The organism is Moorena producens PAL-8-15-08-1, from assembly GCF_001767235.1.
Lineage (GTDB): Bacteria > Cyanobacteriota > Cyanobacteriia > Cyanobacteriales > Coleofasciculaceae > Moorena > Moorena producens_A.
This window is the reverse complement of the sequence record NZ_CP017599.1, coordinates 8,141,919-8,155,844: the sequence shown is the minus strand read 5'-3', so window position 1 is coordinate 8,155,844 and position 13,926 is coordinate 8,141,919. Positions and strand designations below refer to the sequence as shown.

Here is a 13,926-nt window from a genome sequence, read left to right as displayed (position 1 = left end):
GTCAGAAGCAGTCTGGAATGGGATTGCAAAAAACTATGGCAATTTTAATAAGTGTTTAGATAGTGTTAGGTAGTGTTAAGTATTTAAGTGTTAAGTAGTAACACTTAATCCTATCATGACTAATCACAAAAAAATCACAAAAAATTGCCATTTTGCTACCAGGATAGAATTTAATTTCCTGATAACATAATTACCTCACTTGCTGGCATAAGCACTTGCTGGCATAAGCAATATCCTTAAAATCATGATTAAATCACCCCTACTCGACCCTGTAGCTAATCACCACCGGGATACTGTAGAAGAACTAGCCTGGGCAATAGCTGCTAGTGAGGGACAGTTTTTACTGATGTTCGCACACTGTAATTATGCCAAGTGGCGTAAGCGAGTGGTGCGCAGACTACACAAAATTTCCTCTGTGCCAATCCGGGAAGTATTCCTAGAGCCATCTGCTTGTACACTCTACACCACCCTCCGACAGGAAATCGGGGAGGAACAGCCAGCCGCTTTGATGGTGTTTGGTTTAGAGTCAGTCACAGACCTTGATGAACTGTTAATCGCCACAAACCAAGTTAGAGAAGAGTTTCGCAAAAATTTCCAGTTTCCATTAGTGTTGTGGATTAACGATGAGGTGCTGTGTAAGCTGATTCGCATCACACCAGATTTCCACAGTTGGGCAACAACGGTTATGTTTGAAATCCCAACCTCAAGCATAATTAGCAACCTACAACAAAAAGCCAAGTCTTTATTTAGCACAGTATTAGAATTAGGTGCCAGTGAAATTTCCCCCAATGATGCTATCTTAGGTGCTGGTTATAGTCAGGAAATTAAGTTTGCCTTACGGGATTTGGAAAGTGGCAACCACGAGTTGCCACCAGAGTTACTAGCCAGTCTTAACTTTGTCTGGGGTCGAGAGGCTTATGGATTGGGCAAGATTGATGTTGCTATTACCCACTATCAGAAAAGTTTAGAATTCTGGCAACAGAAACCAGGTAAGCAGCAGAGCAAGCCAGAAAACAATGGTGAGATTCTCCCCGGACTTGGTCTGCCTACCTTCATAACCTCTAAGCCCATTACCCCTCCACGTCGGGAGCGAGAAGCAGTTCTCCTGTTTCACCTAGGATTATGCTATTGCGATCAGGCTAAGCAGTATAGACCAGGAGACCCTAGCTATCGAGAAAATTGGCACAAGGCTAAAGAGTATTTAGAGCAGTGTCTGGTGGTGTTCGAACAAGAGCAACGACCGGATTTAGTGGCTAAGTTTATTAATCAGCTCGGTGAGATACTGCAATCTCTGGAAGCCTGGGAGGATTTGGAAAGTCTAGCTAAAAAGTCTCTAGCGCTACACAGAAGTTACTCTGCTCCTGTGCAACTAGCTCAGGATTATGGATTTCTAGGAACAGTGGCGCTACAAAAATCCTGCTGGCAGGAGGCTTACACAAACGCACTATATGCCAATGTAATTATAACAAAAGTCACAGAAGAACAGGGTGCTGCACAGGATAGGGAAGATTTGTTGGCCTATGGAACACAGGGAAGAGGGGGAAGTAAAAAATTGTCCTATCATCCGGCAAGTATCCAACCCCAAAAACAGCAACAGTACCTTGACTATCAGGAAAATTATGCTTTATCTTGCCTCAATGGAATAGTTAAGATAGATCAAGATGCAGAACAGATCACACAGAAATCTCCCGTTGGTCGCTATCTGTTACTTCTGGCTCAAGCCCAACAGCACTTGGGTCAGCATTCCAAAGCGATTCGCCATCTGGAACGGGCTAGGGAGTTAGGGATTAGTGATGAGCCGAAACTCTACCTGGAAATCCTGGAAACTCTAGGAACCCTCTACTGGCAACAAAAACGATATCAAGCAGCATTTACAGTAAAACAAGAACGGCTTGCGATCGCACAACAGAATGGTTTACTTGCTTTTATCGGTGCAGGTAAACTCAAATCCTCCCAACAGAATCAGTTAGCACAGAATCAGTTAGCACAGACCAAGAGTAAAGGTAGCGCTACCGTATCTCAGGCCATGACTGTTTCCGATTGGCAACACAAAGTAAAAGAGCTAGTGCAACGCATTGCCAGTACCCAGCACAAACTAACTGTAATTTATGGTCAAGCTGGAGTGGGCAAGAGTTCTTTACTAGAAGCTGGGCTAATCCCCGCTCTAAAACAGCAACCCATTGGTAACCGTGATATAGTCCCGATTAGGTTGAAGGTTTACACTGACTGGGAAAAAGAGTTGGGTAAACGTATCCTAGAGTCGAAGAGTGAAAGTTTGAAGGTTGAAGGTTTAAAGGTTGAAGGTTATAAAAACAACCTTGGCCAAAAGGCCACGCTACGCGAACAACCAGCTAACCTTCAACCAGCTAACCTTCAACCAGCTAACCTTCAACCAGCTAACCTTCAACCAGCTAACCTTCAACCAGCTAACCTTCAACCAGCTGACCTTCAACCAGCTAACCTTCAACCGGCTACTCTTCTAGATCAGTTGCAAAAAAATCAACGGCAAAACCAGATTAACATCCTGATTTTTGACCAATTTGAAGAGTTTTTCTTTGCTTGCCGAAAGCCAGCTGAACAAAAACGCTTCTTTGAATTTTTCCGTGACTGTCTTAATATTCCTTATCTCAAAGTCATCCTTTGTTTACGGGAGGATTATCTACACCTATTATTAAAGTGCGCTCGTCAGGTAGATTTGGATGCCATTAATAATGATATTCTTAATAAAGGTATCCTTTATTATGTCGGGAATTTTTCTTCAGAAGAAGCAAAATCGATTATTTCTAATCTAACCACTAAAGCTAAATTTTACCTAGAGGATGCATTACTCGATGAGTTGGTAAACGACCTAGCTAAGAATCAAGCAGTGGGAGAAGTAAGCCCGATTGAATTACAGATAGTGGGAGTGCAGCTGCAAACTGAGCAAATCACTACTTTAGCGGCTTATCGACAAAACGGATCAAAAGAAAAGCTAGTGGAGCGCTATTTGGAAGGGGTTGTTTCTGATTGTGGTTCAGAAAACCAAAACGCGGCTTGGAAAATTTTGGGTTTGTTAACGGATAAGAATGGCACTCGGCCATTCCGAACAAAAGACGATTTAGGAGCAAAGTTACAGTTATCCACTGACAACTTAGATTTTATCCTAGAGCTATTGGTCAAATCAGGTTTAGTGATGAGATTGCAGCAAGAACCAAACGCTCAATATCAACTGATTTATGATTATTTAGTTGAGCCGATTCTTAGGCATTGCTGATTATAAGCTATCAGCTATCAGCTATTAGCTATCAGCGAACAGCGATTAGCGCTACGCGCACGCGTGCGCGTTCAGCTTTTGAATAAAAGAGGTAAGCAAAAGTTTAATCTCAGTTCCCTGGCCTTTCGGCCAGGAATTCATAGTCTTTGGCTTTGAGTCCGTTGAACTCCTAAGCCGGATAGCTTGTTTTAAGCTGACGGCTGACCGCTGACCGCTGACGGCTGAACGCGCACGCGTGCGCGTAGCGCATATGCTTACATCTGATTAGCCTTTAAGTCCCTCTAACCAACTGGATAAATCCGATCCATCGGAAAAATCGAACAATGCTTCACTCAATTGATCTAAATCAGCAGCAGATAAGTTGTTGATGAGTGATTCTAGAGTAGGCTCGATTGTTCCAACCTGGCGTGTCAACTGACGCATAATTAGCTCCAGTTTTCCTTGCTGTAAGCCTTGCTGTAAGCCTTGCTGTAAGCCTTGCTGTAAGCCTTGCTGTAGACTTTGTTGAACTTTCTCCTCTCCCCAAGGTAATAAATTTCCAGAGCTATCCCACCACCGTAACCAATAGTTGGTGATTTCTGATTTTTTGCCGTACCATACTCCCAGAAACAAACCCATGGATTCAAACCAGTAGCGTCCATTAGCATCAGGTTGTTGCAGGGTATAGCTTCCTGAATTAAGCGATCGCATTGTCTTGATGCAGTCGCTCATGGGGGAAACCCCCAAGACCGCGCTGCATCGCTTCGACACTTCCCGAGGCTGGGTCAAAAATGACATAAATTGGTACTTGTAGGATTTGCTCGTAAAAGTACCATTTGCCATAAGGGTAACGGGGGTTAAGAGAATATTCTCCTTGCTCTTTCTCGGATAAGAATTCCATAACCACTGCTGGTACCTCTCCTTCGGTGTGAGGGGTATAGCTCCGGCGAATCACCCCTGGTAAGACAGGAAACACAGAAGGTACATAAAACCAGTCCGGTGCTTTCACTACTGTTTTACCGTCCACATTGGCACAGAGTCCAAAGTTGGAAGCAATTAGCATTGAATTAGTGATAAATCCGGCTAATTCCAGAATCTCTCGCAGGATAGCCGCTAATAAGGGATGATAGAGATTTTCCACTGGGTCATCGGGTAATTGAAATTCGTCCGGGAGTTTTTCCCATCTGATAATGGGTTTGGCTTTCGTTTGAGTCATAGCCCTATCGGGTGTCTTTATATCCTTAAGGTAACCAAAAACTTAACTTTGTTTTTTTGAAGATAGTTTTGAAGAGACTGCCGAGTTTTTATGGTTGAGTTTTGAGTAATAACGACAGGTTTTAAAATTCTATTATATTTATAGATTACAATTAATGTTAACTACTAAATTAGTAAAGACTAACTAGTAATGACAAAACCAACAATTGAAACCGCTACCTATGTCGAAGCCATGGCGCAACTCCTTGATTTAGACCTTAAGCCCGAACACCGTTCTGGTGTGATCAATAACTTCGCTAAAATTTATGCGATCGCATCTCTAGTAACGGAATTTACTTTACCTGATGATCTCGCAGCTGCTCCTGTATTTAAACCTTAGGATAATGGTTTTTAAACGTAAATAAATAATCATAATAATAGCATAAATTAGGATGCTAACCGTGAACCAAACTGATGCCATTGGAATTGCCACTGCGATTCGAGAAGGTCAAGTCACTGCCAAAACAGTTATTACTAACTGTCTCGAAAAAATAACTGTCGGTAACCAATCCCTTAACTGTTTCACAACGGTTACCACTGACCAAGCTTTATCCGATGCTGAACACATTGATCATGCTATTGCCAAAGGGAACAATCCCGGTCCATTGGCAGGAGTTCCTTTTGCGGTTAAAAACTTATATGATATCGCTGGCTTAATAACCTTAGCTGGGTCAAAAATTAATGCTGAAAATCCTCCTGCTTCCCGTGATGCTACTGCTGTAGCTAAACTAAAACAAGCGGGTGCTATCCTAGTTGGAGCATTAAATATGGATGAGTACGCCTATGGCTTTGTAACGGAAAATAGCCATTACGGTGCAACTCATAACCCCCATGATCTCACTCGCATTGCTGGTGGTTCCTCTGGCGGCTCAGCAGCAGCAGTGGCGGCGGGATTAGTACCAATCACTCTCGGTTCCGATACCAATGGTTCGATCCGGGTACCAGCAGCTTTGTGTGGTACTTTTGGCTTCAAAGCTACCTACGGACGATTGTCTCGGGCAGGGGTTTTCTTGTTTTCTGCTAGTTTGGATCATATCGGTCCGTTTGCTCGTTCTGTACGGGATATTGCTACTATCTTTGATATCCTTCAGGGAGCAGATCCCACTGATCCCGTTTGTAGCAATCGTCTCCCAGAACTTTGTGTCCCCCAGCTTAACGAGGGGATTGACGGGTTACGGATTGGAGTTGCAGATGGGTATTTTGCTCAAGGGGCAGAACCAGAAGTCTTGGATGCTGTGGCTAAAGTGGCTAGTAGCTTGAATGTAACTGCTTCGGTTACTATCCCAGAAGCCAAGCGAGCCAGAGCAGCAGCTTATATTATTACGGCTAATGAAGGATCAAACCTCCATTTTGACAATTTGCGTAAACGTCCCGATGATTTTGATCCAGCTACACGCGATCGCTTTTTAGCAGGTGCCCTAATTCCAGGGACTTGGTATATTCAAGCGCAACGGTTTCGACAATGGTTTCGCGATCGCGTTCGGGAAGTCTTCCAAGATGTGGATATTATCCTCGCTCCCACTACACCCTGTGTTGCTCCCCTACTGGGTCAAGAAAAAATGGTTATTGCTGGAGAAGAAGTGTTGGTTCGTCCAAACTTAGGATTATTTACTCAACCCTTATCCTTCATTGGCTTACCTGTCTTATCAGTACCAATTAACCGTCCTGGTCAAATACCCTTAGGGGTACAAATTATTGCTGCACCCTACCATGAAGCAATGATTCTTAGAGTTGCTGCAGTGCTTGAGGAACAAGGCATCCTTTCAGCACCGATTGTGTCTGAATAAAATGAAAGAAACTAGTATTCTCAAGTCTATTTCAGAGGCAGTAGTGGAAATGCTTCTAGAACTGGGGGTAAAGTATGCCTTTGGGGTTTCAGGAGGTGCAATTGCATCTCTATGGACTACCTTGGAACAAAGCCCGATTGAAGTGCTTCACTTCCGCCATGAATCTGGAGCTGCTTTTGCTGCTACTGAAGCATATTTAGCGAGTGAACGCCCTGTGGTTGTATTTACTACAACAGGTCCAGGCATCACTAACGTTTTAACTGGTATTATGGCTGCAAGAAGTGAAGGAGCAAAGATAATTCTTCTTTCCGGTTTCACCTCTATTGCTAATCGTGGAAGGTGGGCTTGTCAAGAAACCAGTGCTTATACAATGTCCGGCCTAGGCTTTTTTACTTCCGGTCAGATGTTTCATTATGCTACTGTTCTTGAGTCATCCGATCAACTACCAGAGATTGCTCGCCGACTGACCATTGGAATGGCAAAACCAGAGGGGTTCGTCAGCCATATGAGTATTCCTACGGATATTCAGACCAATTTTGTTACCGAATCATTGCCCCATGTCAGTTTATCTCTCTCTCCACCTACTGCCGGGGAAGAAATAATCTCAGAATGTGTACAGTTGCTGTCTGAAGGTTCATTTGCCATCTGGGTTGGTTTTGGTGCTAGGGGTGCTGCTTCCGAAATTCGTCAATTTGCCGAAAGAACAGCCGCAGCGGTGATGTGTTCCCCCCGTGGCAAGGGCATTTTTCCTGAAGATCACCCTCAGTTTATCGGTGTCACAGGTCTCAGTGGACATGATTCAGTGATGAAATATATGCAGGAAAAAAGTCCATTGCGAATACTGGTTTTGGGAACACGTCTAGGTGAGACTACTTCCTTTTGGAGTTCATTAATGGTTCCTGAAAGGGGATTCATCCATGTGGATCTTAATCCAGACGTACCAGGATCTGCCTACCCATCTGCTGAGACATTTTCTATTCACTCAGAACTGAAAATCTTTCTAAAGGCACTACTAGAAAAATTTCCACTTGCTCACAAACCAAACATTATATCGCTACCTTGTCCTCAATTTAATGTCATTGATTCCACTTCAGAAAGTCCTGTAAGACCAGAAGTATTAATGAATGTTATTCAACAGATGATTGTCGTTCCAAATAATGCTAATGCGATTATCATGGCTGAGGCTGGTAATTCCTTTGCTTGGACTACTCACCTACTGCAATTTACTCAACCTCGTTACCGAATTAGTACTAACTGGGGTGCAATGGGGCACATGACTACTGGGGTTTTGGGCGCGGCTTTAGCAGGAAATTGTAAAGCAGTCGCTATTGTTGGGGATGGGGCTATGCTAATGAATAATGAAATTAATACAGCAGTCAAATATGGAATTCCTGCTGTTTGGATTGTTCTCAATGACGCTTGTTACAATATGTGCGAACAGGGAAATGCTTTGCGGAAACTGAAGGGGGCAGATACGCAATTTCCCCAGGCAGATTTCGTAGCGATAGCGAATGGAATGGGAGCAGATGGCATTCGTGTCAAAAGAGAGTCCGATCTTCAACCAGCACTGGAGGTGGCAATGGCATCTACTGTTCCTTTTCTTGTGGATGTAATTATCGATCCAAGCAGAACTGCACCAATTGGGAGTCGTGTTTTGAGTCTCATGTCTCAAGATAATAAAAGCTAAAAAGGTGTAAGCATATGCGCACTTATCACAGGCTAGAAGCCTGTGCCACGCACCCGTGCGCGTTCAGCTATCAGTCATCAGCTTGAGGTGCATATGCCTTATGGGCATATGCTTTGATGGGCAAAGCCCCAGACTTTCAATTCGATAAAATCTCGAACTATTACATTCTCTCTCGAAAAGAAGATTTACCCAACAACAATTAAAAAAGAAGTATAAATAAGTGAAGTATGAAACTATTTTATCTAGTATTTATCTAGCAGCATGCTCTCCCAGATTAAAGAGTTAGCCCAAGAACTTGCCCCGCGTCTAATCGAAATCCGCCGTCATCTCCACTCTCACCCAGAATTGAGTGGTCAAGAACACCAAACAGCGGCTTACGTAGCTGGGGTCCTATCCTCCTGTGGTCTTCATATACAAGAAGGGATTGGCAAAACTGGCCTTATCGGTGAACTGATTGGTGGTACCGATGAGCGATTAGTCGCCCTGCGCACTGATATGGATGCTCTACCCATCACCGAACAAACTTGCCTGGATTTTGCCTCACATCAACCAGGAGTCATGCATGCCTGTGGTCATGATGTCCACACCACCGTAGGCTTAGGCACAGCTATGGTTCTATCCCAACTCGGAGAAAGGTTTCCTGGTAATACTCGCTTTCTGTTCCAACCAGCTGAGGAAATTGCTCAAGGTGCAAACTGGATTGTTAAAGATGGGGGAATGAAGGATGTGAGTGCTATCTTTGGTCTTCACGTTTTGCCTTCAATTCCAGCAGGCTCTATTGGTATCCGCTATGGGGCATTAACAGCAGCAGCGGATGATTTAGAAATCGTAATTATGGGAGAATCGGGTCATGGATCTCGCCCTCACCAAGCTATTGACGCGATTTGGATTGCTGCCCAGGTGATTACCACCCTCCAACAAGCTATTAGTCGCACCCAGAACCCATTACACCCGATGGTCTTGACAATAGGACAAATTAGTGGTGGGCGAGCTCCAAATATTATTGCTGACCAAGTGCGGCTAGTAGGAACAGTGCGATCGCTTCATCCCCAAACCTATGCTGGCCTAAGCGATTGGATTGAAAAGATTGTGGCCAATGTCTGTAATGCTTATGGCGCTCGCTATCACATCAACTATCAGCGGGCAGTACCATCGGTACAAAATGACCTAGCCTTAACTCAGTTGTTGGAAGCAGCAGCTAAGGAAGCTTGGGGAAGCGATCGCGTTTTAATCATACCGGAAGCCTCTATGGGTGGGGAAGATTTCTCTGTTTATCTACAACACGCTCCTGGCAGCATGTTCCGCCTCGGGGTTGGATTCCAAAATAAACTAAATTACCCACTGCACCATCCTCTGTTTGCAGTGAATGAATCGGCCATTGTTACCGGTGTAGTTACTCTGGCTTATGCGATTTATAAGTACTGGCACCACGACTGTTAATTAGGGATTGGTGAAAAAGTTTTGGTGAGGAGAGGCAAGAGGCAAGAGGCAAGAGGCAAGAGGCAAGAGGCAAGAGGTTTAACCGGGTGGAACTTTCACAAACATCAGTTCAATAAGTGTATTAGTTTTGATAGGGATTCGGCTTATTTCTTGCACTTTATGAATCTTGAATAGTCCTCAAAACCTTAATAAATAAAGGGTTACGACTTATTCAGCTTGCCCTAATTATAAATTTAATTATACAGTTAATTTTAGCGATTTGCGACAATTTGAAGTACAGATTATGATTTTATGTTGCCTGTTGCCTGTTGCCTGTTGCCTGTTGCCTGTTGCCTGTTGCCTGTTGCCTGTTGCCTGTTGCCTTTGATGCTAAAGCCCTAAGACTGATTTAGCAATATTGAAATAAATCAGCACACCTAAGACATCAACAACTGTTGTAATGAATGGTGCAGACATCAGAGCTGGGTCTAAGCCTAGGTGGCGGAACAGAAACGGTAGGGCTGAACCGGCAACTGATGCTAAAAGTGCGATCGCAACTAGACTCACTCCCACCGATAGGGCTACTAAAAAATCTCCTTGTAACCAGTAACCCCATCCAGTGGCGATAGTACCCAGAATTGCTCCTAGTAATAACCCCGCCAGTGCCTCTCGCCAAATGACTTGACCGGGGCCTAAATCACGAATTTCATCAGTATTCAAGCCACGAATCACCACCGTAGAAGACTGAGCGCCCACATTACCACCAGTGCCAGTGAGTAAAGGGATAAAAGCTGCTAGGGCAACCACCTGCTGCAAAATAGACTCTTGAGACTTTATGATCGTACCCGTAACCGTATTAGTGAGTAACAAGACAAATAACCAAACTACCCGTCGGCGGGCAACTGTGAATAAATTGGTTTGAAAATAATTATCTCCTTCCGATTGGACACCACCACCTACCGCGTACATATCTTCTGTTGCTTCCTGCTCCAAGATATCAATCACATCATCCACAGTTACAATACCCACTAGACGCTGCTCCCGGTCAACCACTGGTACAGCCAGAAAATCATAGCGTTGGATCATCCGTGCTACTTCTTCCTGGTCCGCATAGGTATAGACATAAACCACATCACGAGTCATAATTTCACCCATGGTGGTCTCGGTGGAAGAAATCACCAAATCCCGCAGGGAAACAATCCCAGTCAAATGTCGAGAGTTATCGGTGATATAGAGGTAATATACGACTTCCGAGGCTTTCGCTAAGCTACGAATCTGATCCAAGGTCTCGCTAACCGTCAAGTTTTCCTTGAGGGAAATATATTCAGGGGTCATGATTCGCCCTGCCGTTCCCTCTTCATACCCCAACAGCAGGGCTGTCGCTTGGCGCTCCTTGGGACTTAACTGTGACTGCAAACGTCGGACGACCTTAGCTGGCAACTCATCAAACAACCTGGCTCGATCATCTGGCGACATCTTATCTACGATATCCAGTACCTCCTGATGTTTGAACTTCTCAACTAGAGACTGTTGGACACTGGAGTCAAGATTTTCATACACCTCAATGGCCTCAGATTTAGACAATAAGCGGAAGGCAATCACTTGCATTGCTTCGGGTAATCCTTCAATCGCTTCCGCAATGTCTACTGGTTGTACCGGTACCAGCACTTGCTTAGCACCCTGAAGATTACCTTGCTCCAGCAGTATCTGCAGTTGAGAACGCACCAGCTGTCGCAGTTCACTACGCGAGATTGTCTGGAGGGAAATTTGGTTTTCAGTCAATGCAAACCCTCCTCTTGAGTAGGTTTTACTTGTTTGTCAGTGCTGACTCAAGTCTAGATGCTTTTGTACCTGCTCCAAGACTCATCGGTAATTGGTAATTGGTAATTGGTAATTAGTACTTGGTAATTAGTACTTATTAAGTAGTACTTAGTAATTAGTACTTGGTAATTAGTCGGAAATAAATAAATAAATGAAATTATATTAAGAAATGTAAAATAAGAACCATCTTTATAGCTGATCAGGTTTGAGTTAACTTAACCAAAGTTAACACAGTTACTAAAACCTTTGTTTCTTAATTGGTAACTGACCCAACTATCCTTGATTGGATTCCGATATTCACCAATGCCACTACTTGAAGCATTATCGTCGAAGAGTATTTTCAGCGCAATAGTTATTTGAGAGTAATCCCATCACCCTATATTTCCCTGTACGTGATCAAGCCCGAGGTTAATTAATTTGTGAACAAAAACCAATGGAAAAATTCTTCCCCTTCTTCCCCCTATCTCCCTGTTGTGGTGTTTTACCACTCAAATCGGATTGCTATCGATGGCCTTTTGGCCTTTTGGCCACGCTACGCGAACGGCCACGCTACGCGAACAACTGGTCTATTGAATAGTATAAATGTACTATTGACTTAGTTTGGGTTATAATGATATACACAAGCAATTAATATAAATTGCTACCATTAAAGGTTATTTACATTAGATTTGCGAGTCTAATTATGCTTGATTGTCTCAATGCGGCTCGCTACTTCATCGTAAAAGCTTACGTTGACATCTTCCCACCGCTAAATTTTAGATTATAGCGGGGGATTCCTAAGACTCACGACTTAGGTTTCTGTTTCCTTCTCCCCTTGGGGGAGTTTTTCGCACTAGCCTTCCGAGACTTACTCTCTTTCGCCGTAGGCGACGCTACGCGAACGGGTCTTACAGTCGCTCCACAGACTGACACGGCAAGCCCTGCCGCCAAAATATTAATTGATGCGTTGATATCGCGATCATGGTGAGTGTTACAAGATGGGCAGTCCCATTCCCGGATGTTTAGTGGTAAAGATCCGACGCAATTCAAACATGCAGAACACAACTTGCTACTGGGGAACCATCTATCAATCGAAACAGCTTTCCGGTTGTACCACTCTGACTTGTACTTAACCTGACGGATTATTTCTGCCCAATTAGCATCACTGATTACCTGAGCTAGTTTGTGATTTTTGACCATGTTTTTTACAGCTAAATCCTCAAACGCAATCAATTGGTTTTCTCTGACCAGTTGAGTGGTTAGCTTGTGAGTAAAATCTCTTCTAGCGTCCTTGATCTTTGCGTGTATCCTGGCCACCTTTAACCTTGCCTTTTCACGATTGTTAGATCCTTTTTGTTTTCGCGACAAAGCTTTTTGGTATTTACCCAGTCTTTTTTTGAGCCTTTTAAAATGCTTGGGGTTGGTAATTTTATCTCCGTCGCTGGTTGTAATTAGACTGGAAATTCCTAGATCAAAACCAATTTGTTTATCCGTTAAAGGCAAGCTCAAGTCTCTAGGGTCATTGAACCTAATTGAGATATGCCACCGTTCGGATTGATCTAAGCTGACTGTAACGGTACTTGGATTGCAGTTTGCAGGTAATTGACGACTCCAACGAATAGGCAAAGGTTCTTTGCATTTAGCAAGATAGATTTGACCATCTTTCCATTTAAATGCTGATTTTGTAAATTCTGCACTACCACCGTTGCGTTTCTTCTTAAAGTTCGGATACTTAGCACGACCTGCAAAGAAATTAGTAAAAGCATTTTGTAGATGCCTCAATCCTTGTTGAAGTGGAACACAACTGACTTCATTCATAAAAAACAAGTCATCCTGTTGTTTCCATCCTGTCAACATTGAGGAAGTTTCTTTATAACTAATTCGTTTTTGATGTTCGTACCATCCTTTTGTTCTAGCATCTAATGCTTTGTTGTAAACAAGTCTTACACAGCCTAGGGTTCTCCTCAACAGAGTCTCCTGTTCAGGGGTTGGGTATAAACGGTAACGGTAAGCTTTTTCTACCATGCTTACATTGTAAAGTATTCCTTGTGAAATGTTAACTAAACAAATTAGTCATTCTTCCTTGGAAAGGAAGACAGAAAGATGACAACCCTCTTAACAGTGTGATCCAACAAATTCTAGAGGATTAGCTTTTGCGTTCGCGCAGCGGGTCTAAAGGAGCATCGGATTTCGGTAGTTGCTGCTCCTGGGACAGATAATGGTCTGTGCCTCTGGATTGACTTCAACTCCAGCATCTAACAACCAACCCCTAATCAAGTCTAAACTAGAGTAGAGAGAAAGTAGGCGCAGGTGGTTGCGGATTCGCATTTTTCTGCGAGTCTGAGGAAAGTCCGGGCTCCCGAAAGACCAAACTTGCTGGGTAACGCCCAGTGCGGGTGACCGTGAGGATAGTGCCACAGAAACATACCGCCGATGGGAAGGATAAAGGTAGAAGGCTCCAGGATGAATGTATTCTTCCTGCCTTTTTCCTGATTCTTTTACAGGTAAGGGTGCAAAGGTGTGGTAAGAGCGCACCAGCAGCATCGAGAGGTGCTGGCTCGGTAAACCCCGGTTGGGAGCAAGGTCGAGAGGAACTACGGTTGGTCTTTTACCAGTTCCGGATATGGAGAACCGCATGAGGCGTCTGGTAACAGCCGTCCTAGATAGATAACCACCCTCTTTAGTAGCTTCTTGATGGTTGCTAGGGAGAACAGAACCCGGCTTATGTCCGACTTTCTCTCAATTTA

Annotated in this window: 10 protein-coding genes and 1 other RNA gene; 7 read left to right on the top strand and 4 right to left on the bottom strand. The window is 43.8% G+C overall.

Annotated features, from left to right (window positions below):
• Window positions 1-244 precede the first annotated feature (244 nt).
• Window positions 245-3,253 (top strand): tetratricopeptide repeat protein, encoded by a 3,009-nt coding sequence (locus BJP34_RS29860; protein WP_070395483.1) that lies wholly within the window; start codon window positions 245-247, stop codon window positions 3,251-3,253.
• A gap of 264 nt (window positions 3,254-3,517) precedes the next feature.
• On the opposite strand, the gene BJP34_RS48005 is transcribed toward BJP34_RS29860, so the two are convergent.
• Both BJP34_RS48005 and BJP34_RS48000 read right to left on the bottom strand, forming a co-directional pair.
• A complete protein-coding gene (locus tag BJP34_RS48005) occupies window positions 3,518-3,964 on the bottom strand; it encodes a DUF4351 domain-containing protein (RefSeq protein ID WP_229424091.1) in 447 nt (148 codons plus the stop codon).
• Entirely contained in the window at window positions 3,930-4,448 is a 519-nt protein-coding gene (locus tag BJP34_RS48000) for a Uma2 family endonuclease (RefSeq protein WP_229424090.1), read from the bottom strand. The genes BJP34_RS48005 and BJP34_RS48000 overlap by 35 nt, the downstream gene beginning before the upstream one ends.
• 189 nt (window positions 4,449-4,637) lie before the next feature.
• Between BJP34_RS48000 and BJP34_RS29850 the strand changes: the two genes are divergently transcribed.
• From BJP34_RS29850 to BJP34_RS29835, 4 genes are all read left to right on the top strand, one after another.
• Window positions 4,638-4,826 carry a DUF4089 domain-containing protein gene (locus BJP34_RS29850; protein WP_070395482.1) on the top strand — a complete coding sequence of 63 codons (189 nt, stop codon included), beginning with the start codon at window positions 4,638-4,640 and terminating at the stop codon, window positions 4,824-4,826.
• 52 nt (window positions 4,827-4,878) lie between these two features.
• Window positions 4,879-6,273 carry an Asp-tRNA(Asn)/Glu-tRNA(Gln) amidotransferase GatCAB subunit A gene (locus tag BJP34_RS29845; RefSeq protein ID WP_070395481.1) on the top strand — a complete coding sequence of 465 codons (1,395 nt, stop codon included), beginning with the start codon at window positions 4,879-4,881 and terminating at the stop codon, window positions 6,271-6,273.
• Between the two features lies 1 nt (window position 6,274).
• Entirely contained in the window at window positions 6,275-7,960 is a 1,686-nt protein-coding gene (locus tag BJP34_RS29840) for a ScyA-related TPP-binding enzyme (RefSeq protein ID WP_070395480.1), read from the top strand.
• A 261-nt stretch (window positions 7,961-8,221) separates the two neighbouring features.
• Entirely contained in the window at window positions 8,222-9,400 is a 1,179-nt protein-coding gene (locus BJP34_RS29835; RefSeq protein WP_070395479.1) for a M20 family metallopeptidase, read from the top strand.
• Window positions 9,401-9,769: 369 nt separating this feature from the next.
• Here BJP34_RS29835 and mgtE read toward each other — a convergent pair whose 3' ends face one another.
• Window positions 9,770-11,161, bottom strand: coding sequence for a magnesium transporter (mgtE, locus tag BJP34_RS29830; RefSeq protein WP_070395478.1), 1,392 nt, complete (start codon window positions 11,159-11,161; stop codon window positions 9,770-9,772).
• 472 nt (window positions 11,162-11,633) lie between these two features.
• On the opposite strand from mgtE, the gene BJP34_RS44800 reads away from it, so the two are divergent.
• Window positions 11,634-11,777, top strand: a complete 144-nt coding sequence (locus BJP34_RS44800) for a hypothetical protein (protein ID WP_158517542.1) — start codon at window positions 11,634-11,636, stop codon at window positions 11,775-11,777.
• A 206-nt stretch (window positions 11,778-11,983) separates the two neighbouring features.
• Here the strand turns inward: BJP34_RS44800 and BJP34_RS29825 are convergent, their stop codons facing one another.
• Window positions 11,984-13,204 carry an RNA-guided endonuclease InsQ/TnpB family protein gene (locus tag BJP34_RS29825; RefSeq protein WP_070395477.1) on the bottom strand — a complete coding sequence of 407 codons (1,221 nt, stop codon included), beginning with the start codon at window positions 13,202-13,204 and terminating at the stop codon, window positions 11,984-11,986.
• A gap of 271 nt (window positions 13,205-13,475) precedes the next feature.
• Between BJP34_RS29825 and rnpB the strand changes: the two genes are divergently transcribed.
• An RNA gene (gene rnpB / locus BJP34_RS29820) (RNase P RNA component class A) lies at window positions 13,476-13,920 on the top strand.
• Window positions 13,921-13,926 lie beyond the last annotated feature (6 nt).